Source organism: Catenibacterium sp. AM22-6LB, from assembly GCF_003435615.1.
Classification (GTDB): Bacteria; Bacillota_I; Bacilli_A; order Erysipelotrichales; family Coprobacillaceae; genus Catenibacterium; species Catenibacterium mitsuoka_A.
Genome location: NZ_QTUM01000026.1, coordinates 1 through 25,306, shown reverse-complemented (window position 1 = coordinate 25,306; position 25,306 = coordinate 1). Strand labels below are relative to the sequence as shown.

Genomic DNA, 25,306 nt, shown 5'->3' with positions numbered 1-25,306 from the left:
GTCATGAGGAGGGGATTTCATGAAGAAAGATCAATATCAAATGGATATGACGCACGGTCCATTACTTGGTAAGATCTTAATATTTTCTATACCATTGATGTTTTCAGGGATTTTGCAGTTATTATTTAATGCAGCAGACGTTATTGTGGTAGGACAGTTTGCTGGGCCACGTTCTATTGCGGCAGTAGGTTCTACATCTTCTGTTGTCAATCTATTAGTGAGTTTATTTATTGGTTTATCCGTTGGGGTCAATGTACTAGTTGCACGTTTTATTGCCTCACAAAGAGACAAAGATACCCATGAAACAGTACACTCTGCCATACTACTCGCAATTGTCTTTGGTTTGATCTTTGCGATTATTGGTGTGACATGTGCAAGAATAATTCTAGAAGCGATGGGATCACCTGATGATGTTATCAATCTTGCAACAACCTATTTACGTATATATTTTGTAAGTATGCCCTTTGTTGCACTTTATAACTTTGGTGCTGCCATACTAAGAGCTATTGGTGATACAAAAAGACCACTTATATTCCTTATTGTAGCGGGTGTTGTAAATGTCATATTAAACTTAATATTTGTTATTATATTCAAGATGGATGTAGCTGGTGTCGCACTTGCAACATTTACAGCTGAACTTGTTTCTTCAATTCTTATTATTAACTGCTTAATGAAAACAAGTACTGTCATTCATTTAGATATTCATGCTTTAAAGTTTCATAAAGATAAAGTGATTAAGATATTCAAAATTGGTTTACCTGCAGGATTACAGGGTGCTATCTTCTCTATTTCTAATATTCTGATTCAGTCATCTATTAACTCATTTGGTTCTATTGCGATGGCAGGTAATGCCGCAGCAGGATCACTTGAAGGATTTGTTTATCAGTCTATGAATGCCATCTATCAGGCATGTGTCACTTTCACAAGTCAGAACTATGGTATTAATGATAGAAAGAGAGTCGATAGAGTCCTTGCATTATGTATTGGAATAGTCACGGTTGTAGGACTTGTTTTAGGTAATCTTGTCTACTTCTTTGCGGATGAACTCATTCGCATCTATACAACAGATGTACAAGCTATTGCCTATGGTCATGAAAGATTATTATATATATGTGTCCCTTATTTCATATGTGGCTGGATGGATGTCATAGTTGGTTCATTAAGAGGTTTAGGTTATTCTACTATTCCTATGATTGTATCTTTAATAGGTGCATGTGGACTAAGAGTCCTGTGGATTCTTACTATCTTCCAATATTTCCATACACTTAATTCTATTTATTTATCATATCCAGTAACATGGGTTGTTACTGCAGCAGCCCATCTTATTACTTATATAATCCTAAGAAAAAAAGCTTTTAACTAAAAAAAGCCATTCAGAAATTTAATTCTGAATGGTTTTTTTATCTGGTAACTGTGCAATAATAATCGCAATAAACATAAGTACACAGCCCAATCCTTCTTTAATTGTAAGACTCTGACCTAAGATCACCCATCCTGCAAGTACTGAGAATACAGACTCCATACTCAACAAAATAGAAGCTACTGTAGGATTCATACCCTTCTGTCCAATAATCTGTAATGTATACCCTGCTCCACTTGACAATAATCCAGCATAAAGAATAGGTGCACATCCTGTCATGATATTATGCATAGATACATCTTCAAATAGAAACATAGGAATAGTATTTAATAATGCACATGTGAAGAACTGAATACAGCTCATCTTTACACCGTCTACTAAAGGTGAATAGTGATCAATCACAAGAATATGTAATGCGAATACACAGGCACATGCACATACTAATAAGTCACCTTTACCTAAAGAAAGAGATCCTGTCATACATAATAAGTAAAGACCAATCACTGCTAGGACAACAGAGATACCAATCTTAGGACTTAACTTCTTCCCTAAAAATAAGCTAAAGAATGGTACAACAATAATATAAAGTGCTGTAATAAATCCCGCTTTACCTACAGTTGTATACTGAATACCAAACTGCTGCAGGGCACTTGCTAGACCTAATACAATACCACAGGCAATTCCACCAGCCCATAATTTCTTATCTTTGAAGTTCATTGTATGATCAAAGAAATAAATAAGTGGTAATAGAACAAGTCCACCTAAATAACTACGTAAGGCAGTAAAAGTAAATGGTCCTACATAATCCATACCTGCACTTTGTGCTACAAAGGCACAGCCCCAGATGAAGGCTGTAAGTAGTAGTAAAAAATGATTTTTATAACGCATGATTTCCCCCTCCTACAAAGGGGTATTCTACACGAAATCATCTCTACTTACAAAAGATATTTATCTACGATTACTTTTATTCCATCATGATCATTATCTAATGTGATTTCAGTAGCCAATTTCTTAATTTCTTCTGTCGCATTCCCCATCGCTATTGCTTTACCAGCACTTTGGAATGCTTCAATATCATTTCCACTATCTCCCATCATGACTGTATTTTCAATAGGGATATTTAAGTAAGATGATAGGAATTCAAGTCCTGCTCCTTTAGTAATACCTAAAGGTGTGACTTCAATAGCTGTTTCTTCTACCACAGCACAGCTGACTGGAAATACTTCTAGTTTCTTTAAAAGCTGATTCATTGCATCAACACTTGGATTATATAAACAGAACTTAAGGATTTCATCCTTATGTACTTCTGCATATTCATAAATATCCTCTACAATAAATGCACGGCTTTCAAACATAGATTGATAAATAGCCATATTGTAGTAAGGCATATTCTCTACATCTTTTTGAGAGGCAATAGAATGCGACGAATCTAGTAAATACAACATCACATCCTCTTTCTTCACAACATCCATCATCTGTGTAAATACATCTGTATCAAAAGAATGAACTTCTAATGGCTGATCATTCTTAAAATCATAGATCAAGCATCCACTTAATAAGATTCCATAATCACAGAAATCTAATTCACCTTCATAGTCTTTTAATTCTGCCAGCCCTCTTCCTGTACATAAACAAATACTCTGTCCTCTATTACTTGCTTCATTTAAAGAAGCTGATGTATTTGGCGAAATTGTCTTATCAGACTTTAGAAGTGTACCATCCATATCAAGTGCTAGAAGATATCTTTCCTTGATCCATCCATAATGCAGACAGGCATTGTAGATACCATCCTTGTCGGCATCAGTAGTCACATAGGTTGCTTTCTTCTTTAATTCATCTATACCATTACCCATCGCAATACTTGTCCACTCTGGAATAAACATAGACAAATCATTCTTTTCATCACCAAATACGACAACATCCTTAACATCACCACCAAGATGTTCCACCATACGTTTAATACCCTTGCTCTTATCTCCTGGTTCTACAAACAAGTATTCCTTGTGAAAACGACACCAAGGTAACTTCTTTAAAGATTCTAGTTTTTCTTCTTCACCCTTGAAGCAGGCAATATATACCTTATAGATTTGATCATAATCACGTGGATCTAAACCTTCTACCACTTCTGTCTTCATATAAATATCATGAGTAAACTCATAAAAACGATCATCTGGTGCAAGTCTTCTTGTTTTGTTGTCAGGAGAAAAAGCCCATATCAAACCCTTCTTCTCACATTCATCTATTAAATCAAGACATAATTGGTAATCCAATGGTTCAATACCAATCAACTGATCATCAATAGTAATTCCATTCCCTCCATCACTGATCATATTATGAAAACCTAATTCATGCATATAATCATGTGCCATGGCAAAACTTCTACCTGTCGCGATCGCAATAAAATGACCCTCTGCTTCTAGCTGTTTTAAAGCATATTGTGTTGATTCAGGAATATACTGATCTCCTGGTGTACCTACAGCTAAAGTCCCATCAATATCAAAGAAAAAGTATTTTCTATTCATCATGTACCCCTCACTTTCAAGATACATTATACACGCATGAACATGCACGTTCTAGAATGAATAGTTAGAGTCTTCACATACCATATGTTCTGGATAAATTTCCATAGCATATGAAGTTGTTCCTGAACGATTTGGATAAAAGCGTCCTCTAACACTTCCTTCAATAGACACAGACTGACCCTTTTCAAAGTGGTCTACAACATACTGTGCTTTCTCATCCCAGATCACACAACGTATATAATCATAACGTGGTCTATCTTCAGTTCCTCCTTTCGTAGTAAGTAAGAAAGAACCTCTAAGTATTCCATTTCTAGATTCTTTCACTTCTGGATCAGATGTAATCTGACCTTGTAATTTAACTTCATTCATATTTTTATTCCTCCTTCTATATACTTATTCCCTAAAACAATTAGAAATTACTTAAGATTTTTTAAAAAAAGTTTAATTCCCTACAACCCTTATGGTATATAATGTTTAAAAACGGAGGAGATTATATGGAATTAGAAACAAAAGCAATCCATGAAGGCTGGAAGCCTGGTAATGGAGAACCTAGACAGTTACCAATTTATGAAAGTACTACTTTTAAATATGATTCAAGTGAAGAAATGGGTATGTTATTTGATTTAGAAAAAGATGGTTATTTCTATTCACGTTTACAGAACCCTACAAATGATGCAGTAGCAGCTAAACTTACAAGCATGGAAGGTGGCTATGCTGGTATGTTGACAAGTTCAGGACAGGCAGCTAACTTCTTTGCGATTTTTAATATCTGTGAAGCAGGAGGACATGTTGTTGCTTCTGGTAATATTTATGGAGGTAGTTATAACCTACTTTCAGTAACTATGAAGAAAATGGGTGTAGATGTAACTTTTATTAATCAGGATGCATCTGTAGAAGAAATCAATGCAGCATTTAAAGAGAATACTAAGTGTATGTTTGGAGAAACATTATCAAATCCTACAATGGAAGTATTAGATATTGAAAAGTTTGCATCTATTGCCCATGCGCATGGTGTCCCTTTAATTGTAGACAATACATTCGCAACACCTGCGAATTGTCAGCCTATTAAATGGGGAGCTGATATTGTGACTCATTCTACAACTAAATATTTAGATGGGCATGCATCTGGTGTAGGTGGTGCTATTATTGATAGTGGAAACTTTGACTGGATGAGTCATTCAGAAAAGTTCCCAGGACTCACTACTCCAGATGATAGTTACCATGGAATCACTTATGCAAAGAGATTTGGTAAAGCAGCTTATATTACTAAAGCCACTGCACAGTTAATGCGTGATTTAGGATCTATTCCTTCACCATTTAATAGTTATTTATTAAATATTGGAATTGAATCATTACCAGCACGTATGCGTGTACATTGTGAAAATGCCTTAAAAGTCGCTACATACTTAAAGAATCATCCAAAAGTTGCTTGGATTCACTATCCAGGACTAGAAGATGATAAATATCATGAAGCAGCTAAGAAGTATATGCCTCATGGTACATGTGGTGTTATGTGCTTTGGTTTAAAGGGTGATAAGAAAGAAGCAGTGACTTTCATGGATCACCTACAACTTATTAACATTGTGACTCATGTAGCTGATGCAAAGACTTGTATTTTACATCCTGCTAGCCATACACATCGTCAGATGACAGATGAACAATTAAAAGAAGCAGGTGTTGATCCAACACTTATTCGTTTATCTATTGGTTTAGAAAATCCAGAAGACTTAATTAAGGATATCGAAGAAGCATTAAAGTATTAAAAAAGACTGTTCAAGTGAACAGCCCTGAAAGCAGAATTTATTTCTGCTTTTTATTATGCTTTCCATAAACCATGAAGATTGCAGTAGTCATAAGCTGCTACAACTTCATCACCTTCACCAATATAGAATACAGCTTCAGGCTTGTCAGAAGGTGTTAACTGTTTGAACTGAGTACCATTCTTAGTTTCTAATACAATTAATGTGATGTAGTGTGCTTCAGTCATAGGATGTTCTACTGATCCTACAGATACTGTTACTTTATTATCTTCTACTTTCACTACAGGAACATGCTTTTCAACTGCGGCATCAGTTGTATTTGGTGTTAATTCCTTCATAGGTTCACCACAACAAACTACTGGTACACCAGAATCTACAAAATGAGTGATAACGTTACCACAATGTTCACAACGATAAAATTTCATATTCAATTCCTCCTTTATCTACTTCTATCATATCACTTTTAGAATATGACTACTAATGATATGCTTTCTTTTACAATATTTAAAAATTGAATTGTAAAAACGTTGATTACAAAAGGTTTTTTTAAAGTGTCATTTGTGATTTTTTTATAAAATATTCTTGTAAATCTTTACAAAAGGCATTATTATGTAAATGGAAATATAAATAGAAGTTTTATATGGAGGTGATACATATGACTAGTGATTTTAGTATTGCTGTCCACGCTCTCGTCTATTTAGGTAAAAACCAAGACCTTATTTCTAGTGATGAACTTGCAAAGCATATTTGCACTCATCCAGTACGTGTAAGACGTGTTATGATCAAATTGAGAGAAGCTGGCCTTATTAAGGCTAAAGCAGGTGTTGATGGAGGATATCGTCTTGATAAAGAAGCAGATAATATTACTTTATCTGAGGTCGCGAAATCTGTCTCAAATGATTATATCCATGTGACTTGGCACAATGGAGAAGATGGAAGAGAAGCCATTAAGGACTCTAAAGTAGAACAAGCCATTGATTCTATTTTTGTAGATCTTAATGAAGCGTGTGACAATTTGTTGAAAGACAAGACCATCGAGGACATTATGAATATATCGAAGTAGAAATGGTCTACAATCAAAAGAAGCAGCCTAGATGGCTGCTTTTTTAAAGTCTAATATTAAGTTTAAGATAATACCTCCTACAACCATTGCTGCACCAATTAAACTGATACCAGATATTGTTTCATGGAAGAATATAAAAGCCCACAGAGGCGCTAAAATGACTTCTAACATACAAATAAGATTGGCTGTAAAAGCTTCTGTACAAGAAATACCTAATGCAAGAAATATACCACCTAAACACATTGGGAAGAAACCATAACCACATACACCAAAGGCATCAGTGATATGGAAGTCAGGAAGTCCTCTAAAGACAATTAAACCTACTGTAAGAGAGAACATATAGGCAAATATTGTAGAAGAGAAGGCTTCAGCATCTTCTTTGTTGTTGAGGTAGAACTGCATTCCAAAGCAGGCTCCTGATGTAATTGCGAGTATATTTCCTAATAAGTGTGAAAAGGAAAGAGTATCCGCAAAAAATAGTGCCATACCTATAAAGACAATCGCAATGATCCCCATTTGTCTTTTTGTCGGTAATTTACGTAAATCTATAGATTGATAAATCAATACAAAGATTGTTGATGAGTATTGTAATACAATCGCATTGGCCACTGATGTGAGCTTATTGGCATAAATAAAAGTCAAGCTCATAAGAAACTGAAAGACCCCTACTGTAACTGTCATTTTATTGAATACCAGTTTCTTATGATGAATAATCATACTCAAAGGTATTGCGACAATAGAACTCATCATTGAGAATCCCAGCCCACTTAAGTGGCTTGCACGTATAAATAAACCTGCAAGTGACCAGCAGAATGCTGTCATCAGCAGGAAGAACACACCTTTTGTACTTATTTTATTTTCCATAATACAGCCACTAATAATGCGATGATTAAAGGAATAAGTACCGGCACAACAACACATAAACCAAATAAAAGAATATTATTCATAAAAGTTCACACTCCTTTTCCCCATTATAGCATGCTATAATGAGGAAAACAAAGAGGGAGATGATTTCATGTGGGTTGTTGAAAGAATTGATGAAAAAGGGTATTATCATCTAGAAAACTTAAAGACAGGTGAAACCATTTTAAAGAGAAATCTGAATGCACAAGAAAATGATGTGTTAGATGATTGTTTCCATGTTTTACCTGAAGAAACAAGGAAGAGAAAACAAGAAGTGGATGATTTCTTCCACTCTCTATTATAGAGGTGAGTGAATGTTAATTAATATACAGAATCTATCTTATGCGATTGGTGAGAGACAGTTGTATAAGAACTTGAATATGATTGTAGAGGATACAGATAAGATTGCCTTAGTTGGTGTCAATGGAACAGGTAAGAGTACTTTATTAAAAATGATTGCCCATCATGACAGTCCTGCTATTACTTATAAGAAGGATCTAAAGATTGCATACTTATCTCAGAATCCTGTATTTAGAGATAATGAAACGATTCTTAATGAAGCAAAACATATTCTTAAGGATGTCCCTGAATATTCTATTAAGTCTTCTTTAACACGTTTTGGTCTAGAAGATATGGATCAGGTGATTAGTACACTATCTGGTGGTCAGAAAAAACGTTTAGCTCTTGCAATAGTATTACTAGAAGAATGTGATTTACTTATTCTAGATGAACCAACAAACCATCTAGATACACCAATGATTGAATATCTAGAAAAGTATTTAATAAAACGTTCTAAAGGATTACTCATGGTCACTCATGATCGTTACTTCCTAGAACGTATTACTAATAAGATTTATGAATTAGATAGAGGTGAGATTTTCCCTTATGTTGCTAACTATTCTCATTTTCTAGAATTAAAGGCTGAAAGAGAAAACAATGCTTTACAGGCACAAAGAAAAAGAAACCTCTTCTTAAAGAAAGAATTAGAATGGGTCAGAGCAGGTGTTCAGGCACGTTCTACCAAGAGTAAAGACCGTTTACAGCGTTTTGAAGAATTATCTTCTATTGAACAGATTCAAGAAAAAGGAACTGTTGAATTAATTGATACTACAAGTCGTTTAGGTAAAAAGACTATTGAGTTAGTGAATGTGTCTAAGAGTTATCCTGATAAGGTGATGTTTAAGCCATTTTCTTATTTATTTAAGAGATTTGACCGTATAGGTATATTAGGACAAAATGGCTGTGGTAAGACAACACTCCTTAATATGATTGCAGGTATTATCACTGATTATGATGGTGAGATTATTATTGGTGATACAATCCGTATGGCCTACTTCCAGCAACATTTCCATTATGATGATCCTACAATGAGAGTTATTGATTATATTAGAGAAACAAGTGATAATCTAGAAACAAGTGAAGGAACACTTAGTGCTCGTAATATGTGTGAACGTTTCTTATTTGATGACCACGCCCAGTACACACAAATTGGTAAGTTATCCGGTGGTGAACAAAGAAGACTCTACTTATTAAAGGTATTAATGGGTGCACCTAATGTATTACTATTAGATGAACCAACAAATGACTTAGATATTGAAACATTGAACGTATTAGAAGATTATCTAGATACATTTAAAGGTATTGTGATTACTGTATCCCATGACCGTTATTTCCTAGACCGTATTGTAGATGGTTTATTTGTCTTTAAGGATCAGGAAATTCATTATGTGAATGGTGGCTATAGTGCTTCTATTGATATCACTAATACTAAGAAAGAAACAGAATCTCAGAAAGAAGATTATCGTAAACAAGCTAAAGAAAATAGAAAAAGAAGATTAACCTTCAGTGAAAAGAAAGAACTAGAAGGTATGGATGATCTCCTTATGAATCTAGAAACACGTTTAAGTGAGATTGATGAAGAAATGGGTTCTACCCAGGACTTTGAAAAACTAGATGAATTAAGTAAAGAACGTGATGAAGTTGAAAAGACTTTAGAAGAAAAGAATGAACGTTATCTAGAACTATTAGAAATAGAAGAAAGCTAACGAAAAGAGGAATCCATCTGGATTCCTCTTTTGCTATATAAGGAGAAGCATTAGACTCATTTGAATAATTTATCAAACCCATCATATTGATATTGAGTTCTTTTTATTATTAGACTTTTTATGGATTCAACATTTTATTAGAAATTTTCATTTCTCACTGAATATAAGATCGAATCTTACTATAATTGCCGTATTACTTATTTACTTTTCGGTTCGTTAGACTAGGAAGTCAAGTAACATGTCTTATATTTAATGTTTTATCTTCTGTCTTCTCTTTTCGCTTATATCATACATTATCATCCACACAAATGCAAGCGTTTACACATATTTTCATAAATTGAAAATACAGTGATAAATAGATGATTTTTTCACAAATGAAAAAGCTATGGCTTTTACATCACCATAGCTTTCCTGCTGGATACTAGGATTACATCTTTTGGATTCAATTTCCAGCATCATAGATAAATGGGAAAACCTTTTTTATAGCCTTCCAATATATAGATCAACGTACCTTATTATTATATTCAGGAACTAGCTCCCGTTTTCCACCTTTCATATAAACCATACATTATTGATATTGCATATAAATCATTATCGGTGGATAAATACGTTTTTCCTAATTTAATTGAGTATCCTCAACGGATACTCAGTCACAGTATCCCATTGGAATCTCTCCTTTCTGACCAAGTTCTTTGAGATGAATGTATATGTTAAGGAGGTCTTCCTCCTCTCTTTCTGACTTAATTATAGCCTAATAATTACAATCATGCAAGCGTTTACATTCTATTTTTATATAATGAAAATGCTTGTTTTATAAGCCTCTTTTTACTATAATGACATTAGTTATATGACTGACGGAAGTGGAATTGACCACAGGGAGTATAATAAATCAAATGAAGAAGCCGACCGTCTGGGCAAAGAAGCCTGGAGTATGTGTCGGCTTCTTTTTTTGGAGGAATCTATGAAAGAATTAGAATTAAAGTATGGCTGTAACCCAAATCAGAAACCTGCTAAGGTATTTATGGAGGAAGGAGAACTTCCTTTTACTGTCTTAAATGGTAAACCTGGTTATATCAACTTATTAGATGCTTTTAATAGCTGGCAGTTGGTGAAGGAATTAAAGGAAGCAACTCATATGAGCTGTGCTGCAAGTTTTAAGCATGTATCTCCTGCTGGTGTGGCTATTGGGACACCTTTAACCGAAGTAGAAAGACAGATGTATTTTGTAAAGGAAAGTGCTGAAGTGTTAAGTCCTATCGCAAATGCCTATATTAAAGCAAGAGGTAGTGACCGTATGAGTTCATATGGTGATTTCTGTGCTCTTTCTGATATATGTGATGAAGTGACTGCTAAACTTATTAATCGTGAAGTGAGTGATGGTATTATTGCCCCTGGCTATACTAAAGAAGCTTTAGAAATACTTAAGAAGAAAAGAAGAGGCACTTATTGTGTATTACAGATGGATCCAAACTATGTACCTAATCCAGTAGAAATTAAACAAGTATTTGGTATTACATTCCAGCAAGGTAGAAATAACTGTGTGATTAATGAAGAAATGTTTAAGGATGTTGTATCTAAAAATAAAGATATCCCTGAACATGCATTACATGATTTAATCCTTTCTATGATTACATTAAAGTATACACAGTCTAATTCTGTATGTTATGTCAAGAATGGTCAGGCTATTGGTATTGGTGCAGGTCAGCAATCTCGTATTCATTGTACAAGACTTGCTGGTAATAAAGCAGATATATGGTTCTTACGTCAGCATCCTAAGGTATTAGGTCTACAGTTTGCTGATGGTTTAAAACGTGCTGAAAAGGATAATACAATTGATGCATATGTATCAGATGATTATGAAGATGTGCTAGGTGATGATGTATGGCAGAACTATTTCAAAGTAAAGCCAGAAGTATTCACTAGAGAAGAAAAGAAAGAATGGTTAAAGAAGAATACAGATGTCGTACTAGGTAGTGATGCATTCTTCCCATTTGGAGATAATATTGAACGTGCTCATAAGAGTGGTGTGAAGTATGTAGGTGAACCAGGTGGTTCTATTCGTGATGATCATGTTATTGATACTTGTGATAAGTATGATATGGTACTCGCATTTACTCATCAAAGATTATTCCATCATTAATCCTCTACTTTTGTTGTAACTGTGTTATAATGCACTTTATGAAAATAAATGAGAATGTAAAAATTAAAGAACTCACTACAATGCGCCTAGGCGGTCTAGCGCGTTATGTGATTGAATTAGAGACCGTAGAAGATGTAGAAAAAGCTTACTTATTTGCAAAAGAACATCAATTACCTGTATTTATTCTAGGTACAGGAAGTAATGTAATTGGAAAAGATGAAGGTTTCAAGGGGGTTATTCTTTTAAACCGTATTAAAGGTATACGTTTTATTGATGAATTGACGATTGATGCAATGGGTGGAGAACTACTTGATGATTTAGTTGCTTTTACTACAGAAAAGAATTTATCTGGTATTGAAGCATTAAGTGCTATTCCTGGTACTGTCGGTGCTGCACCTGTCCAAAATGTAGGTGCTTATGGTCAGGAAATAGAACAGGTATTAGAGTCTGTACATGCTTATGATTTAAAGGAAGAAAAGTATGTCACTATTAAGAAAGAAGATATGAATCTAGGTTATAGACAAAGCATCTTTAATCAGGGTAAAGATGCTGGACGTTATTTGATTATCTCTATGAGAATTCATTTAAGTCATGATAGACTTACTCCTCCTTTCTATACTTCTTTACAGAGTTATGTAGAAGAACATCAGATTACTGATTTTTCTCCTAAGTCTATTAGAGAGATGGTTACTGAAATACGCTGGTCTAAGTTACCTAAACCAGAAGAAATGGCTAGTTCTGGATCATTTTTTAAGAATGTTTATTTAGATGATCAGGAAGCAGAACGTTTAAGAAGTATGAATGTTCCTGTCTGGAAAGGTAATAAAGTCCCTTCTGGGTGGTTAATAGACCATGCTGGATTAAAGGGTAAATCATTTTATGGCATGCGTGTATCAGAAAAAGCTGCACTGATCTTAATTAATGAAAGTGCACAAAGCTATGCTCACTTAAAACAGGCAAGAGAAGAAATTGTTTCTATTATTGAAAAGAAATATGGTCTAACTCTAAAACAGGAACCTGTTGAACTGGAATAAGATTTATTCCAGTTTTTTTGTGTTCTTTCTTATGATATAATTAGTTAGATTAGGAGGAATTGCTATGTTATTTATCACTGACAATGAATTCGAACGTGTTGTATCTAGAGCACGTAACCGTGATATTGCACGAGAATATTATCGAAGAGACTATGTTGTAAATGTTTCTATCACTATAGATAATCGTGGTTATTATCATATATCTGGTAAAGTTATGATTAATGGTAATATCTATCTTCCCCGTGTTCTTGTGAATCCCAATTCTAAAATAGTATCAACAGACTGTAATTGTATATATGCTGATGAATATACAGCCTGTGGACATATAGGAGCTCTTATTTTAAAGGTTCAGGAGTTATCTCCCAATACATTCCCTTATCGTTATGCTGTTGATTTAGAAAAGCGTGCACAGGAAGAAAAGAAAAGTGCTATGAGAGAACGTCTTTTATGGGAACAACAGATGGCTGAATTTAGAAGAATGGAAAGAGAAAAGGAAACCAATGCACTTACTGATTATGTTAAAAATCAGTTAGTCAATCAGTTTACACCTGTAAGTTCTACACCCGTTCATTTAAAGCTGCTTCGTGCAGATGGATGGAATTTTAATATCACATTTAAGATAGGACGTGCAAGAGATTATATTGTAAAGAGTATTCCTAACTTTGTAACACAGATGCAGAATAATGAATATCATGCTTATGGAAAGACTTTATCTTTTGTTCATAATCCTGATATTCTAGATGAACCATCTAAAAAGATTTACCAATTCATTCTGAGATTCTATCATTCTCATCTTGCTAATAATAATACGTTATTCATTGATAATGAGAATATTGATGCTTTATGGGAGTTACTTACAACTATTCCTGCATCTTTACATAATTTTAAATGTATAGAAGATGAATTACATCCTGTGGTATCAGTAACTAAGGATAAACATGATACAATTCTAGAACTAGAAACAAATATAGCACCTTATTTTGCTGGTAAAAGATGTTTATATCAATATACACCTTCAGATTTTACTATCACTCGTTATCCTTTTGATAAACAGGGTGTTACTATTGAGTTATTGAATCGTTTTGATACATTACAGCGTCTTTATGTAGCACATGAACAGTTAGAAAACTTTACTCGTTATATTATTTCTCCTACAAAAAAATATATTGAGTATGTAGGCTTAGAGGATACAATCCAAGAGGAATCACATCTAGAAATCTATGCAGATGTAGATGAAGATGAATATGCTTTAGTTAGCTTAATTGGAACATATGAGGATGGAAAACATGATCTTCTTAAAGAAGATGTACCTCATTCTTTAAAAGCAGACCTCATTATTAATTTCTTAGAGAAATATAATCCTGATGATATGTCAGGACCTATGCGTTTTGATACACATCGTGATGAAACAATAGATATGATTCATGATGGTTTAGGACATCTTAATAAGATTACAGATGTTTATGTATCTGATTCTTTACAAGCGATTGGTTCTAAGAAGTCTATGAACTTATCTGTTGGTATCAAGGTCTCTCATAATCTATTAGAAATGGACTTAGATTCTTTAGATGTGCCTAGAGAAGAATTAGCTGATATTATTGCAAGTCATAAGAAAAAGAAACGTTATCATCGTTTAAAGAATGGTCAGTTATTATATATTGATACACATGAATTAGATGAGTTAGGCAATATGATGGATCAGTATCATATTCTACCTAAAGATATTTCTGAAGACGGTACAATTGATTTAAATCTAAATAGAGCTTGTCAAATGGACTTAGCAACACAGGATTTCCAGTATGTACAGGTCAATCGTGAAGAATCATTTAAGAATGTATTGGATCATTTAAAGAACTATACACATCATAAACATGAATTAAATGAACGCTATGATGCCATCTTAAGAGATTATCAGAAAGAAGGTTTCCAATGGCTTTCTACTATGAATGATCTACATTTTGGTGGTATTCTTGCAGATGATATGGGTTTAGGTAAAACTATCCAGATTATGAGTTTATTAGAAAGTAATGAACATCACTTTTCTATTATTATTTGTCCTGCTTCATTGATTTTAAACTGGTTGGATGAGTTTAATAAGTTCTCTTCTCATTTAAAGGTGACTTGTGTAATGGGAAGTGCAAAGGAACGTAAAGAGATTATTAAAAGTTATAAGCAGTTTGATGTGATGATTACTTCTTATGATTATATTCGTAAGGATTATGAACAATATAAGGATATTGTATTTGATTTTATTGTATTGGATGAAGCACAGTATATCAAGAATCAGAAGACTAAGAATGCGATTGCAGTTAAGTCATTAGAAGGTAAACAGCGTTATGCGTTAACTGGTACACCTATTGAAAACTCACTTGCCGAATTATGGTCCATCTTTGATTTCTTAAATAAAGACTATTTATATAACTATCGTTATTTTAAATCTCATTATGAGGCACCTATTGTAAAGGATCATGATGAAGAGGTTCAGACACAATTACAGAAGATGATCTCACCTTTTGTATTAAGACGTACTAAGAATGAAGTATTAAAAGATTTACCTGATAAGATTGAAAATACCGTACTTGTAGACTTCAGCGAAGATGAAAAGAAGCTCTATTTAGCTCATTTAGCACAGGCCAATCAGTTATTAAAGACATTGGATGGTTCTAAAGACCGTATTCAGATTCTTGCAATGTTAACAAAGTTAAGACAGATCTGTTGTGAACCTCGTATTGTCTTTGATGATGTAAAACATATGTCCTCTAAGATGGAAGCATGTTTAAATATTATTCAGACATATAAAGACAATAACAAGAAGATTATTGTATTCTCATCATTTAAGAGCTTACTGAATCTTCTTGCTAAAGAATTAGATAAGAGTAAGACATCTTATTATATGTTGACTGGTGATACTGATAAAGCAGATCGTAAAGGTTTAGTAGATGCTTATCAGAATGATGATACAACAGTCTTCTTAATTAGTTTAAAGGCTGGTGGTACTGGTTTAAACCTCACTGCAGCAGAAGGTGTTATTCACTTTGACCCTTGGTGGAATATGTCTGCACAAAATCAGGCAACTGATAGAGCATATCGTATTGGACAGAAGAATAAAGTATTTGTATATAAGTTGATTATGGCTGATTCTATTGAAGAAAAGATTCAGACATTACAGGCAGCTAAGAAGGATTTAGCTGATCGTTTTGTGGAAGGTAATAGTGGTTCTATTACGACTATGAGCGGTGAAGAAATCATGAGTTTATTTAGTGAGGATTAACATGAAGAAGATGACTATGGCCGATATTGCGAAAGTTGCAGGTGTGTCTAAGACAACTGTTTCTCGTTATTTTAATGGTGGCTATGTAAAAGAAGAAACACGTCAGAAGATAGAGAAGATTGTAAAAGAGTATGATTATGAGCCTAATGTGCTTGCTGCGAATTTAAAAGCCAACAAGACACATACTGTGGGTATTGTATGCCCTACTCTTACTTCATATGCTTCTAGTCGTATGATGATGAATATTGATCAGTTCTTAAAGAAGCATCATTATACGACAATCATCATTAACACAAATCATGATGAACTCGATGAAATCAAGTCCATTACTAAACTTACACAATTAAGAGTGGATGGTATTATTCTTCTTGCCACTTCTATCACAATGGCACATAGAGATATTGCCTCTAAGAGTTCTGTTCCTATTGTGTTTATGGCGCAGGCCTATGATGATGGTGTGAGTGTTATTAACAATGATTATGAAGCAGGCTATAAGATAGGTGAGTATATTTATTCTAATGGTCATAAGAATGTTGTATATGCAGGAGTAAGTAGAAAAGATGTGGCTGTAGGAGTCATTCGTAGACAAGGTGTTTATGATGGCTTACAGAATGTACATCCTCATTTTCTAGAAACAGACTTCTCTGCTGAAAAGACAATAGATAAACTCAATGATTACTTAAAGAATCATACATGCCCTACTGCCATCATCTGTGCAACAGATACAATTGCGATGGGATGTATGAAAGTTCTAAAAGATCACGGTTTACGTATTCCTGAGGACGTTTCAGTAACTGGATTTGGTGGTTATTGGACTTCTACTGTAATGTCCCCTGCTCTTACAACTATTAAGTTCCATTATGCCCATGCTGGTCAGACGGCTGGACAGATTATTCTTGATATGATAGAAGAAAAAGAAGTCGAACGTGCTACACTTATTGACTTCACATTTATAGAAGGAGAAAGCGTCAGAAGTATCTGATGCTTTTTTTAAAATGTGGTATCGGTTTCATATTTTTGTTGACAAGTGCTTGTGCTTGATATATGATACAGATGTGGAATCGGTAACATACCGATAAAGGAGGAAATTTCAATGGACTACAATAAAGTCGCAAAAGAAGTCATCTCCCATGTTGGTGGACCTAAGAACATCAAAAAGGCATTTCATTGTGCTACACGTTTAAGATTGATGTTGAAGGATCCATCATTGGCAGATGAAAAAGCTTTAGAATCTGTAGATGGAGTTAAGGGAACATTCCTTGTCCAGGAACAGTTCCAGATCATCTTCGGAAGTGGTACTGTGAACCTTGTCACAGATGAAGTATTAAAAGAATTAGGTATGGACTCTCAAGATCAGGCTGATGAAGAGATTGTAGAAAAGAAGGGAAATCTAATCAGCCGTGCTGTTAAGACACTAAGTGATATCTTCGTACCTATCGTTCCAGCCATCGTTGCTGGTGGTTTATTGATGGGGATCAATAACGTATTAACTGCACAGGGATTATTCTTTGCGAATAAGAGTTTGATTGAAGCTTATCCAATGTGGAAAGACTTTGCGACAATCATCAACTTATTCTCTAATGCAGCATTCACATTCCTTCCAATTCTCGTTGGATTTAGTGCTACTAAGAAATTTGGTGGTAACCCATATCTTGGTGCTGTCATGGGTATGATCATGGTACATCCAGATTTATTAAACTGTTACAACTATGGTAAAGTAGCAACACCTTTCTGGAACCTATTTGGTTTAAAGGTTGCTGCAGTAGGTTATCAAGGAACAGTTCTTCCTATCTTATTTACATCTTGGGTAATTGCAAAGTTAGAAACTAAGTTACATAAAATCACACCTTCTTGGTTAGATAACTTAACGACACCATTATTGTCAGTATTAATTACTGGATTTATTACATTCTTAGCTGTTGGTCCTGCATTAAGAGAAGCAGGTAATGTACTTGCAGATGGATTACAGTGGTTATATTTCTCATTAGGCCCTGTTGGTGGTGCAATCTTTGGTTTCTTATATGCACCTATCGTTATTACTGGTATGCATCAGAGCTTTATCGCAATCGAAACACAGTTGCTTGCAAGTGCAGCACATAGAACATTCATCTTCCCTATCGCAGCAATGAGTAACGTTGCTCAGGGTGCTGCAGTATTAGCTGTGTTCTTCTTATCTAAAGATCCTAAACAGAAATCACTATGTAGTGCATCTGGTATTTCAGCATTACTTGGTATTACTGAACCTGCAATGTTCGGTGTTAACTTAAAACTTAAATATCCATTCATTGGTGCTATCTGTGGTTCTGCTGTTGGTTCAGCTTGGATTGCAGGCACTAAGACTCTTGCAAGTGCTGTAGGTACTGCTGGTATTCCTGGTTTCCTTTCTATTCCACCAGAAAGCTGGGGTAACTATGGTATTGGTATGGCTTTATCTATCGTTGTCGCATTTGTAGTAACTTGTATCCTACATAAGAGAAATGTAGAAAGTAAAGAAAGCTTAGCTGCACCTATGAAAGGTACAGTCGCTTCTATCACTGAATGTCCTGATCCAACATTTGCTTCTAAAGCTATGGGTGATGGTTTCGTAGTATTCCCAGAAGATGGTAAGTTCTATGCACCAGCGAATGCTGAAGTGACTATGACTTTCCCTACTAAGCATGCATTTGGTTTAATGACAAATGATGGTACAGAAATTCTTGTACATATTGGTTTAGATACTGTTGAATTAAATGGTGAACCTTTCACTATGCACGTTAAAAAAGGTGACAAAGTAAAGAAAGGTCAGCTACTCGTTGATGTTGATTTAAAGGCTATTGAAGCAGCTGGTAAAGAAACTGCAACTGCAGTAATTATTACAAATGGCAAAGTAGCGAACTTAATTAAGAGCGGTGCTGTTGATGCTAAAACAGATGTTGTAGAAATAGCGAATCCAGTTGTAGAAGTTAAGGCTGCATAAGGAGATTTTTATGAAGGAAATGTACAAACTAAAGTATCATCTAGAACCTGTATCTGGATGGATGAACGATCCTAATGGGCTTGTAGAAAAAGATGGAAAATATCATATCTATTATCAGTATTCTTACGAACCTGAAGGTGGATTAAAGTATTGGAAACAATTCACTACTAAAGATTTCCTTCACTATCAGGATGAGGGGATTGCCCTCTCTCCTGATCATCCTCATGATCAGGGTGGTGCTTATTCTGGGTGCTGCTTCAATGACCATGGATTATTACGTTATTTCTATACTGGTAATGTAAAGCTGCCTGGTGATTATGATTATATTAATGCAGGTAGAGAACATAATGTGATGATAGTTGATTCACAAGATGGGCTTGTATTAGATCATAAGGAAGTTGTGCTTTACAACAAGGATTATCCTCAAAACATGTCTTGTCATGTAAGAGATCCCTACGTTTATGAAAATGATGGTATGTATTATATGGTTCTAGGAGCAAGAACCCTTGATTCACATGGTTGTGTAATCTTATATTCATCAAAAGATTTAAAGAAGTGGGATTACATGAAGACTGTTGACTACCATAAACCTTTTGGTTATATGTGGGAGTGTCCGAATTATTTAAGTTTTGAAAAGAAGAAGTTCTTATTCTGTTGTCCTCAGGGACTAGAAAGCCATAACTATGATTATGAAGCTATTTATCAGAATGGATACTTTCCTCTTACAACAGATTTAGAGAAGGATTGCGTTTTGGAGGACTTTATCGAGTTTGATCATGGGTTTGATATCTATGCCCAGCAGTTCTTCAAAGATGAAAAAGGTCGTATGATCATGGCAGGCTGGATGGGGCTTCCTGATATTGATTATACAAATCCTACCGTAGAAGAAGGACGTCAGCATGCCTTCACTCTCTTTAGAGAGATTACTGAACATGAAGGTAGACTCTATCAGTTCCCTATTGAAGAATATAAGTCTTTAAGAGAAGAGAAGAAAGAAGTACAGGGAACATCTCTCACAATGAATACGTCTTGTTTTGAATGCCATATAACTGATCTCCCTCAGTCATTCAAACTTCATTTAAGAGGTGTAAATATGAATTATGAAGATGGTCTTCTCACTATCGATATGAATAAAAGCGGTTCGGGTCGTGGTGTGAAACACATTAAAATTCCTAAAATGAATAATATGACTTTGTTTAGCGACACATCTTCTTTAGAGCTATTCATCAATGATGGTGCTTATGCCTTTACTACACGTATTTACAACAATTCAGATACTATTGAAATTATAAGTAATATAGAAATTGATATGACTGCTTATCAATTAAAAGCTATTGACTTAGAACCTGCCAAATAGGCGGGTTCTTTTCTTTTAGCACTTTATTAAAGAAAGTGCTAATTTTTAGCACTCAAGTGTTGACTTTGCTAAATGAGTGGCTATAATAATAGTTGTAATCGATAGAGAGGTTACTAAGAAATAAGAAAAACGTTGAGAGAGGCGAACAAATATGAGATATTATCCAAATTTTAGTGATGTATTTGATGATTTATTTGATTCAGGAGTCAATACTACAAAAGCAAATACAATGTTATGTGATATTCGTGAAACAGAAAATACTTATGAAATGAATATTGCTCTTCCTGGATATAAGAAAGAAGATATTGCTTTGGAACTTAAGAATGGCTACTTAAAAGTATCAGCATCTGCTAAGAAAGAAGAAACTACAGGACGTATTGTAAGACGTGAAAGATATAGTGGTAACTGTTCTAGAAGCTTCTATGTAGGTGAAGAATTTACTGAAGAAGATATCAAGGCTAAGTTTGATAATGGTGAATTAATGATTTCAGTTCCTAAGGAAGCTCCAAAGAGAATAGAAAAGAAATCAATTACAATCTACTAATAACACGAGACGAAGAATCCCATGTTTAAATTTGATAAAGGAGATGTTATTTATGAGATTTTTACCTGGTTTTTATGATGTGTTTGATGATATGTTTGATGATGGCTGGATGAGTCCATCAACTAATGCAATGCAGTGTGATATTAAGGAAGTAGACAACAACTATGAAATGAATATTGCTCTTCCTGGATATAAGAAAGAAGATATTTCTCTAGACTTGACTGATGGTTATTTAACAGTTTCTGCAAATACTAATCAGGATAAGGAAGAAAAAGATAAGAACGGTAAGGTTATCAGAAGTGAACGTTATACAGGCAGCTGTTCAAGAAAGTTCTATGTTGGTGAGGGTTATAAAGAAGAAGACTTCACTGCTAAGTTTGAGAATGGTGAATTAATGATCACTTTCCCTAAGACTGAACCTGAAAAGATTGAAGAAAAGAAACCTATTATGATTGAATAGTTCATAACACGAGACGAAGAATCCCATGTTTAAATTTGATAAAGGAGATGTTATTTATGAGATTTTTACCTGGTTTTTATGATGTGTTTGATGATATGTTTGATGATGGCTGGATGAGTCCATCAACTAATGCAATGCAGTGTGATATTAAGGAAGTAGACAACAACTATGAAATGAATATTGCTCTTCCTGGATATAAGAAAGAAGATATTTCTCTAGACTTGACTGATGGTTATTTAACAGTTTCTGCAAATACTAATCAGGATAAGGAAGAAAAAGATAAGAACGGTAAGGTTATCAGAAGTGAACGTTATACAGGCAGCTGTTCAAGAAAGTTCTATGTTGGTGAGGGCTATAAAGAAGAAGACTTCACTGCTAAGTTTGAGAATGGTGAATTGATGATCACTTTCCCTAAGACTGAGCCTGAAAAGATTGAAGAAAAGAAACCTATCATGATTGAATAGGCATTAAAAAAGGAAGCGTGAGCTTTCTTTTTTTATACTGTACGCATGTAGTTATAAACTTGTTTCTTGAAACTCTCCCAGTTCATTGATCCAAACTGCCCTTCTATCATTGGTCTAGGGCACTCTTTCCCTGACCAATCATGATGCATACGGAGTTGATCTACACTGAGGTTATATTGTTTTAATAATGCAGCAGCAAGTTTGGCTGCATTTTTTTCTGCAATATATAAATGGCCATCTGAATTGACACATATTTCTATCGCAATAGATGCACTATTACCTGGCATGACACCATCTCCTGCATGTCCTGCCTGCTGGTTAAGTGGTAATGATTGGTAGATACTGTGGTCATCCACAGTATAATGCCAGGAAGCAGAACGTACATTACCTGTATATTGAAGTTTAGCATGACTCAAAGCATCGGCTCCTTTACTTGTATTATCTGTTGTATGAATCGTAATATACAGTGGTCTCATTGCATAATGAGTACGATGACTACTTGTTTCAGGAATCATATAATCTTTGTAGAGAGGTATCCCAGTTGTATTCTCTATAGAATTATTGACATCTATACTCACATATTGAGAAGAAACCCACCCCTTCCCTTCTATATACATATAACGTCCTGCTTCTTTTGTGACATGATAACTTCCTGCAGGAACAGTATTAGAAGTGGCATAGTAAGAGAATGGTGCACTATACAGCGTCTTAGAAGTACTAAATGTAATTGTATTAGAGATTGTAAGAGGCTGTACACCTACATAGTTTTTATGACTATATTTCTTACCATCTAGCCCTGTATAAGTCAGTCCATCAAAACTACTACATTCTATTGGTCTAGATAAGAGATGGTTACTTATTAATATATGATCACTTTTAATAATGACTTGTGTTGGTGTATAGCTAGGAAAACTAATAATAAGTAATACTACAACCAATATATTCTTCAGTATTCTCTTCTGTTTTATTGTCAGCTTTTGATGTTTCATAGTTATTTCCTTCTTCCATTGCATTGTCATTATAATACTAATATAAGATTATGAATAATTTTTTAACTTAACCAATCCATTAACATACTGTAATTTTCATTGATGCAAAAATGAAAACGCTTATTTTTTCACAAGACCTTTATAAGCCTAAAAAACGCTATTTTAAGCCCTTTTTATACTATTTTTTACATGCTGTTTTCTTGAGTTTCATTGACTTTAAAAGCATGGTGTCATATAATTTTGACAGGTGATAACCCTCACCTTGAATCAACAGTCATTTAGTAATGAAAGGAGTAAAAAAATGATTTATTCAAAAGAAGTTGAAGAAATGTATTGCGTTAAACAGGGCGGCAATCATGGTTGTGCCCCAATTCCTGAAGAAGGCAAATGGGTTTATTCTAAAGAAATCAAGGATATTTCTGCTTACACTCATGGTATCGGATGGTGTGCTCCACAGCAGGGTGCTTGTAAACTTTCTTTAAATGTTAAGGAAGGTATCATTGAAGAAGCACTTATCGAAACTATCGGATGTTCAGGTATGACTCATTCTGCAGCTATGGCAGCTGAAGCTTTAGTTGGTAGAACTTTACTTGAAGCATTAAACACTGACTTAGTTTGTGATGCTATCAACACTGCAATGAGAGAATTATTCTTACAGATCGTTTATGGACGTTCTCAGTCTGCTTTCTCAGAAGGTGGTTTAGTAGTAGGTGCTGGTCTTGAAGACTTAGGTAAAGGTTTAAGATCAATGGTAGGTACATCTTATGCTACTAAGAAGAAAGGTCCTCGTTACCTCGAATTAACTGAAGGTTACATTACTAGAGTTGCTTTAGATAATGATGACCAGATCATCGGTTACGAATTCGTAAATCTTGGAAGAATGATGGACATGATCAAAGCTGGAGAAGATGCTAATGAAGCTGTTAAGAAAGCAACAGGTTCTTATGGACGTTTTGCTGATGCTGCTAAGTACATCGATCCAAGAAAGGAATAATTAGGAGGTAGAACAATGGCTATTACATTTGAAGGTTATGAAAGAAGAATCAACCAGATCAATAAAACTTTAAACGAATATGGTATCAAAGATATCGAAGAAGCTAAGAAGATCTGTGATGATAAAGGTATTGATGTTTATAACATCGTTAAATCTACTCAGCCTATCTGCTTCGAAAATGCTTGCTGGGCTTACACTGTAGGTGCTGCAATCGCAATCAAGAAAGGTGACGTTAAGGCTGCTGATGCTGCTAAGACAATCGGTATTGGTTTACAGTCATTCTGTATTCCTGGATCAGTTGCTGATGATCGTAAAGTAGGTTTAGGTCATGGTAACTTAGGTTCAAGACTTCTTGATGAAGAAACTCAGTGTTTCGCTTTCTTAGCTGGTCATGAATCATTCGCAGCTGCTGAAGGTGCAATCAAGATCGCATTAAACGCTAACAAAGTTCGTAAGCATCCTTTAAGAGTTATCTTAAATGGTTTAGGTAAAGATGCTGCTAAGATCATCTCAAGAATCAATGGTTTCACATATGTTGAAACTCAGTTCGATTATTTCACAGGTGAGGTTAAAGAATTATCTAGAACTGCTTATTCAGATGGTGACAGAGCTAAGGTTAACTGCTATGGTGCAGATGACGTACGTGAAGGTGTAGCTATCATGCATAAGGAAGGTGTAGATGTATCAATCACTGGTAACTCTACTAACCCAACTCGTTTCCAGCATCCAGTTGCAGGTACATATAAGAAAGAATGTATCGAACAGGGTAAGAAATACTTCTCAGTTGCTTCAGGAGGAGGAACTGGTCGTACATTACATCCAGATAACATGGCTGCAGGACCAGCTTCATATGGTATGACTGATACTATGGGTCGTATGCATAGTGATGCTCAGTTCGCAGGTTCTTCATCAGTACCAGCTCACGTTGAAATGATGGGCTTAATCGGTATGGGTAACAACCCAATGGTAGGTGCTACTGTTGCAGTTGCAGTTGCTATCGAAGAAGCTAGCAAATAATTAATTCAACACTTAAAGTCCTGATTTATTCAGGGCTTTTTCTTTACTACAACGAATATTAATAATTATCAAAAAGAAGCAATGAGAACACTGAATCCCGAACTGAATAAGAAAGACATACTTATTAATAGTGTTATGGGATTATGTGGAGAATCAGGAGAAGCAATAGATATTGTTAAGAAGTGGTTGATGCAAGGACATGATCTAGACAAAAATCATCTTATTAAAGAATTAGGTGATATAGCCTGGTATCTTGCCGAAGCAGCGACTGCATTAGATGTTCCTTTAGATACTATTCTAGAGGGTAATCTTGATAAACTACATAAAAGATATCCTGATGGATTTAATACAAGTGCTTCTATCAACAGACAATCGAGTAGGAGAAAATAATTAAAATTATTTTCGTCCTCTCACACCACCGGGCAAG

23 protein-coding genes and 1 riboswitch are annotated in these 25,306 nt (G+C 34.7%); of the genes, 17 read left to right on the top strand and 6 right to left on the bottom strand.

Annotation, left to right across the window (positions count from 1 at the left end):
* The first annotated feature begins 19 nt into the window (after window positions 1–19).
* Window positions 20–1,363: an MATE family efflux transporter gene (locus tag DW269_RS07070; protein ID WP_117459140.1), complete on the top strand. Its 1,344-nt coding sequence runs from the start codon at window positions 20–22 to the stop codon at window positions 1,361–1,363.
* A gap of 18 nt (window positions 1,364–1,381) precedes the next feature.
* Here the strand turns inward: DW269_RS07070 and DW269_RS07065 are convergent, their stop codons facing one another.
* The 3 genes from DW269_RS07065 to DW269_RS07055 are packed head-to-tail and all read right to left on the bottom strand — an operon-like array spanning window position 1,382 to window position 4,251.
* Window positions 1,382–2,248 carry a DMT family transporter gene (locus tag DW269_RS07065; RefSeq protein ID WP_117459139.1) on the bottom strand — a complete coding sequence of 289 codons (867 nt, stop codon included), beginning with the start codon at window positions 2,246–2,248 and terminating at the stop codon, window positions 1,382–1,384.
* Window positions 2,249–2,295: 47 nt separating this feature from the next.
* Window positions 2,296–3,885, bottom strand: coding sequence for a Cof-type HAD-IIB family hydrolase (locus DW269_RS12620; RefSeq protein WP_158546334.1), 1,590 nt, complete (start codon window positions 3,883–3,885; stop codon window positions 2,296–2,298).
* A gap of 48 nt (window positions 3,886–3,933) precedes the next feature.
* Entirely contained in the window at window positions 3,934–4,251 is a 318-nt protein-coding gene (locus DW269_RS07055; protein ID WP_022425350.1) for a single-stranded DNA-binding protein, read from the bottom strand.
* A 125-nt stretch (window positions 4,252–4,376) separates the two neighbouring features.
* Here DW269_RS07055 and DW269_RS07050 point away from each other — a divergent pair, with 125 nt between their 5' ends.
* Window positions 4,377–5,645, top strand: a complete 1,269-nt coding sequence (locus tag DW269_RS07050; RefSeq protein WP_117459138.1) for an O-acetylhomoserine aminocarboxypropyltransferase/cysteine synthase family protein — start codon at window positions 4,377–4,379, stop codon at window positions 5,643–5,645.
* A gap of 53 nt (window positions 5,646–5,698) precedes the next feature.
* Here the strand turns inward: DW269_RS07050 and DW269_RS07045 are convergent, their stop codons facing one another.
* On the bottom strand, window positions 5,699–6,067 hold the full coding sequence (locus DW269_RS07045) for a desulfoferrodoxin family protein (RefSeq protein WP_117459137.1): 369 nt from the start codon (window positions 6,065–6,067) through the stop codon (window positions 5,699–5,701).
* A gap of 230 nt (window positions 6,068–6,297) precedes the next feature.
* On the opposite strand from DW269_RS07045, the gene DW269_RS07040 reads away from it, so the two are divergent.
* Entirely contained in the window at window positions 6,298–6,705 is a 408-nt protein-coding gene (locus tag DW269_RS07040; RefSeq protein WP_158546333.1) for an Rrf2 family transcriptional regulator, read from the top strand.
* Window positions 6,706–6,732: 27 nt separating this feature from the next.
* On the opposite strand, the gene DW269_RS07035 is transcribed toward DW269_RS07040, so the two are convergent.
* Window positions 6,733–7,569: a DMT family transporter gene (locus DW269_RS07035; RefSeq protein ID WP_158546332.1), complete on the bottom strand. Its 837-nt coding sequence runs from the start codon at window positions 7,567–7,569 to the stop codon at window positions 6,733–6,735.
* Window positions 7,570–7,720: 151 nt separating this feature from the next.
* Here DW269_RS07035 and DW269_RS07030 point away from each other — a divergent pair, with 151 nt between their 5' ends.
* From DW269_RS07030 to DW269_RS06980, 11 genes are all read left to right on the top strand, one after another.
* Window positions 7,721–7,912, top strand: a complete 192-nt coding sequence (locus DW269_RS07030; RefSeq protein WP_117459134.1) for a hypothetical protein — start codon at window positions 7,721–7,723, stop codon at window positions 7,910–7,912.
* A gap of 10 nt (window positions 7,913–7,922) precedes the next feature.
* Window positions 7,923–9,653, top strand: a complete 1,731-nt coding sequence (locus DW269_RS07025; RefSeq protein ID WP_117459133.1) for an ABC-F family ATP-binding cassette domain-containing protein — start codon at window positions 7,923–7,925, stop codon at window positions 9,651–9,653.
* An 837-nt stretch (window positions 9,654–10,490) separates the two neighbouring features.
* Window positions 10,491–10,576, top strand: a riboswitch (ZMP/ZTP riboswitch).
* Window positions 10,577–10,614: 38 nt separating this feature from the next.
* The gene (locus DW269_RS07020; RefSeq protein ID WP_117459132.1) at window positions 10,615–11,793 is read left to right on the top strand and encodes a phosphoribosylaminoimidazolecarboxamide formyltransferase; all 1,179 of its coding nucleotides are present in this window, start codon (window positions 10,615–10,617) and stop codon (window positions 11,791–11,793) included.
* 38 nt (window positions 11,794–11,831) lie between these two features.
* Window positions 11,832–12,827, top strand: a complete 996-nt coding sequence (gene murB / locus DW269_RS07015) for a UDP-N-acetylmuramate dehydrogenase (RefSeq protein WP_158546331.1) — start codon at window positions 11,832–11,834, stop codon at window positions 12,825–12,827.
* Between the two features lie 64 nt (window positions 12,828–12,891).
* Window positions 12,892–16,098, top strand: coding sequence for a DEAD/DEAH box helicase (locus DW269_RS07010; protein ID WP_117459130.1), 3,207 nt, complete (start codon window positions 12,892–12,894; stop codon window positions 16,096–16,098).
* A gap of 1 nt (window position 16,099) precedes the next feature.
* Window positions 16,100–17,080 carry a LacI family DNA-binding transcriptional regulator gene (locus DW269_RS07005; RefSeq protein WP_117459129.1) on the top strand — a complete coding sequence of 327 codons (981 nt, stop codon included), beginning with the start codon at window positions 16,100–16,102 and terminating at the stop codon, window positions 17,078–17,080.
* 111 nt (window positions 17,081–17,191) lie between these two features.
* Window positions 17,192–19,054 carry a sucrose-specific PTS transporter subunit IIBC gene (locus DW269_RS07000; protein WP_117459128.1) on the top strand — a complete coding sequence of 621 codons (1,863 nt, stop codon included), beginning with the start codon at window positions 17,192–17,194 and terminating at the stop codon, window positions 19,052–19,054.
* 10 nt (window positions 19,055–19,064) lie between these two features.
* On the top strand, window positions 19,065–20,411 hold the full coding sequence (locus DW269_RS06995) for a glycoside hydrolase family 32 protein (protein WP_117459127.1): 1,347 nt from the start codon (window positions 19,065–19,067) through the stop codon (window positions 20,409–20,411).
* A 151-nt stretch (window positions 20,412–20,562) separates the two neighbouring features.
* Window positions 20,563–20,955 (top strand): Hsp20/alpha crystallin family protein, encoded by a 393-nt coding sequence (locus DW269_RS06990; protein WP_117459126.1) that lies wholly within the window; start codon window positions 20,563–20,565, stop codon window positions 20,953–20,955.
* A gap of 52 nt (window positions 20,956–21,007) precedes the next feature.
* A complete protein-coding gene (locus DW269_RS06985) occupies window positions 21,008–21,415 on the top strand; it encodes an Hsp20/alpha crystallin family protein (RefSeq protein WP_117459125.1) in 408 nt (135 codons plus the stop codon).
* A gap of 56 nt (window positions 21,416–21,471) precedes the next feature.
* Window positions 21,472–21,879 carry an Hsp20/alpha crystallin family protein gene (locus tag DW269_RS06980; protein ID WP_117459125.1) on the top strand — a complete coding sequence of 136 codons (408 nt, stop codon included), beginning with the start codon at window positions 21,472–21,474 and terminating at the stop codon, window positions 21,877–21,879.
* 32 nt (window positions 21,880–21,911) lie between these two features.
* Here the strand turns inward: DW269_RS06980 and DW269_RS06975 are convergent, their stop codons facing one another.
* Window positions 21,912–22,868 carry an N-acetylmuramoyl-L-alanine amidase family protein gene (locus DW269_RS06975; protein ID WP_158546330.1) on the bottom strand — a complete coding sequence of 319 codons (957 nt, stop codon included), beginning with the start codon at window positions 22,866–22,868 and terminating at the stop codon, window positions 21,912–21,914.
* Window positions 22,869–23,169: 301 nt separating this feature from the next.
* Between DW269_RS06975 and DW269_RS06970 the strand changes: the two genes are divergently transcribed.
* The 3 genes from DW269_RS06970 (at window position 23,170) to DW269_RS06960 (ending at window position 25,269) form a co-directional block, all read left to right on the top strand.
* Window positions 23,170–23,862, top strand: a complete 693-nt coding sequence (locus DW269_RS06970; protein WP_006505048.1) for an iron-sulfur cluster assembly scaffold protein — start codon at window positions 23,170–23,172, stop codon at window positions 23,860–23,862.
* A gap of 15 nt (window positions 23,863–23,877) precedes the next feature.
* On the top strand, window positions 23,878–24,879 hold the full coding sequence (locus tag DW269_RS06965) for a GGGtGRT protein (protein ID WP_006505049.1): 1,002 nt from the start codon (window positions 23,878–23,880) through the stop codon (window positions 24,877–24,879).
* Window positions 24,880–24,960: 81 nt separating this feature from the next.
* Window positions 24,961–25,269, top strand: coding sequence for a nucleoside triphosphate pyrophosphohydrolase family protein (locus DW269_RS06960; protein WP_117459123.1), 309 nt, complete (start codon window positions 24,961–24,963; stop codon window positions 25,267–25,269).
* The last annotated feature ends 37 nt before the right edge of the window (window positions 25,270–25,306 follow it).

Excerpts from the sequence above, each read along its gene's own strand:
- DW269_RS07055 (WP_022425350.1), bottom strand. The coding sequence starts at position 4,251 with ATGAATGAAGTTAAATTACAAGGTCAGATTACATCTGATCCAGAAGTG.
- DW269_RS06985 (WP_117459125.1), top strand. The coding sequence starts at position 21,008 with ATGAGATTTTTACCTGGTTTTTATGATGTGTTTGATGATATGTTTGAT.
- DW269_RS07005 (WP_117459129.1), top strand. The coding sequence starts at position 16,100 with ATGAAGAAGATGACTATGGCCGATATTGCGAAAGTTGCAGGTGTGTCT.
- DW269_RS07050 (WP_117459138.1), top strand. The coding sequence starts at position 4,377 with ATGGAATTAGAAACAAAAGCAATCCATGAAGGCTGGAAGCCTGGTAAT.
- DW269_RS07070 (WP_117459140.1), top strand. The coding sequence starts at position 20 with ATGAAGAAAGATCAATATCAAATGGATATGACGCACGGTCCATTACTT.
- DW269_RS07030 (WP_117459134.1), top strand. The coding sequence starts at position 7,721 with ATGTGGGTTGTTGAAAGAATTGATGAAAAAGGGTATTATCATCTAGAA.
- DW269_RS06965 (WP_006505049.1), top strand. The coding sequence starts at position 23,878 with ATGGCTATTACATTTGAAGGTTATGAAAGAAGAATCAACCAGATCAAT.
- DW269_RS12620 (WP_158546334.1), bottom strand. The coding sequence starts at position 3,885 with ATGATGAATAGAAAATACTTTTTCTTTGATATTGATGGGACTTTAGCT.
- DW269_RS07020 (WP_117459132.1), top strand. The coding sequence starts at position 10,615 with ATGAAAGAATTAGAATTAAAGTATGGCTGTAACCCAAATCAGAAACCT.
- DW269_RS07045 (WP_117459137.1), bottom strand. The coding sequence starts at position 6,067 with ATGAAATTTTATCGTTGTGAACATTGTGGTAACGTTATCACTCATTTT.
- DW269_RS06990 (WP_117459126.1), top strand. The coding sequence starts at position 20,563 with ATGAGATATTATCCAAATTTTAGTGATGTATTTGATGATTTATTTGAT.
- DW269_RS07040 (WP_158546333.1), top strand. The coding sequence starts at position 6,298 with ATGACTAGTGATTTTAGTATTGCTGTCCACGCTCTCGTCTATTTAGGT.
- murB (WP_158546331.1), top strand. The coding sequence starts at position 11,832 with ATGAAAATAAATGAGAATGTAAAAATTAAAGAACTCACTACAATGCGC.
- DW269_RS07010 (WP_117459130.1), top strand. The coding sequence starts at position 12,892 with ATGTTATTTATCACTGACAATGAATTCGAACGTGTTGTATCTAGAGCA.
- DW269_RS06960 (WP_117459123.1), top strand. The coding sequence starts at position 24,961 with ATGAGAACACTGAATCCCGAACTGAATAAGAAAGACATACTTATTAAT.
- DW269_RS07025 (WP_117459133.1), top strand. The coding sequence starts at position 7,923 with ATGTTAATTAATATACAGAATCTATCTTATGCGATTGGTGAGAGACAG.
- DW269_RS06995 (WP_117459127.1), top strand. The coding sequence starts at position 19,065 with ATGAAGGAAATGTACAAACTAAAGTATCATCTAGAACCTGTATCTGGA.
- DW269_RS07035 (WP_158546332.1), bottom strand. The coding sequence starts at position 7,569 with ATGGAAAATAAAATAAGTACAAAAGGTGTGTTCTTCCTGCTGATGACA.
- DW269_RS06980 (WP_117459125.1), top strand. The coding sequence starts at position 21,472 with ATGAGATTTTTACCTGGTTTTTATGATGTGTTTGATGATATGTTTGAT.
- DW269_RS06975 (WP_158546330.1), bottom strand. The coding sequence starts at position 22,868 with ATGAAACATCAAAAGCTGACAATAAAACAGAAGAGAATACTGAAGAAT.
- DW269_RS07065 (WP_117459139.1), bottom strand. The coding sequence starts at position 2,248 with ATGCGTTATAAAAATCATTTTTTACTACTACTTACAGCCTTCATCTGG.
- DW269_RS06970 (WP_006505048.1), top strand. The coding sequence starts at position 23,170 with ATGATTTATTCAAAAGAAGTTGAAGAAATGTATTGCGTTAAACAGGGC.
- DW269_RS07000 (WP_117459128.1), top strand. The coding sequence starts at position 17,192 with ATGGACTACAATAAAGTCGCAAAAGAAGTCATCTCCCATGTTGGTGGA.